General features: G+C 71.9%; 2 protein-coding genes. One reads left to right on the top strand and one right to left on the bottom strand.

Annotated elements, in window-relative coordinates:
- Positions 1-227 precede the first annotated feature (227 nt).
- Positions 228-632, top strand: a complete 405-nt coding sequence (locus P409_RS34860) for a (R)-mandelonitrile lyase (RefSeq protein ID WP_034849559.1) — start codon at positions 228-230, stop codon at positions 630-632.
- A gap of 49 nt (positions 633-681) precedes the next feature.
- Here the strand turns inward: P409_RS34860 and larB are convergent.
- A partial coding sequence (gene larB / locus P409_RS34855; protein ID WP_034849558.1) for a nickel pincer cofactor biosynthesis protein LarB occupies positions 682-1,149 on the bottom strand: 468 nt, incomplete at its 5' end.

The following is a 1,149-nucleotide window of genomic DNA, read 5'->3' as shown; positions in this document are numbered from 1 at the left end:
TCTGGCGTGGGCTCCATAGAACATATCATGAACAAAGTCGCAGGGCGGCGCAAGCGAGTTTGTGTTTGGCTACATCGCCAACGCGCCGCCCGTCGCCGTCGGCGCGACCGTGCCGGGCAGCCGCGCGGCATGCGCCGACCGCCTCATGCGTCATCGGGCCGGTGTTCGGCCGGCGCTCAGAGGTGCAAGCTGGCACCAGCGAATCCGACAGACCAGGGAGACCGATCTTGGACATCGTCCGCCACGGCGCCCAGCCGCCAAGCCCAGGCCCGGCCGAATACTTCACCGGCACCGTGCACATGGCGTCGCGATTCCAGCGCGCCGCCCCCGCCCGTGTCGGCGGCGTCATCGTCACCTTCGAGCCCGGCGCCCGCACCGCCTGGCACACCCATCCGCTGGGGCAGACGCTGATCGTCACCGCCGGCCAGGGCTGGGTGCAGCGCGAGGGCGGGCCGGTCGAGCCGATCCATCCGGGCGACGTGGTGTGGATCCCGCCCGGGGAGAAGCACTGGCACGGTGCGACGGCGACCACGGCCATGACCCATGTCGCCATCGCGGAGCAGTTGGACGGCAAGAGCGTCGACTGGCTGGAGCATGTGACCGACGCGCAATACGCGCAGGCCGGCCGCTGAACATCTGTGGATATCCCAGCCCCTCGCGGGAGGGGGACTTTTTTGCCTTCTACTCCCGCAACCGGCGAGCGGCGTCGAGCAGGCGCAGCGCGGCGCAGGCGGCGCCGTAGCCGTTGTCGATGTTGCACACCGAGAGGCCCGGGGCGCAGCTGGCCAGCATCGCGTCCAGCGCCGCCCGGCCGCCGGCGGCGACGCCGTAGCCGACCGAGGTCGGAACGCAGATCACCGGCCCGGCCACCAGCCCGCCGACGACGCTGGCCAGCGCCGCATCCATGCCGGCGACGACGATCACCACCGGATGGGCGCGGATCTCGTCCAGCCGGTCGGTCAGCCGCCACAGCCCGGCCACGCCGATATCGCTGAACAGGCTGGCCAGCTGCCCGGCATGGCGCAGCGTGCGCTCCGCCTCACGCGCCACCGGGATGTCGGAGGTGCCGGCCGACAGGATCGCCACCTGCCCCGCGGCCTCGACCGGCCGCAGCGGGCCGAAGAAGCCGGTGCGCGACACCGGGCAGTA

This window comes from Inquilinus limosus MP06, assembly GCF_000767795.1.
GTDB classification, from domain to species: domain Bacteria; phylum Pseudomonadota; class Alphaproteobacteria; order DSM-16000; family Inquilinaceae; genus Inquilinus; species Inquilinus limosus_E.
Note: the sequence above shows the minus strand (reverse complement) of the source record. Positions and strands in the feature narration are given on the sequence as shown.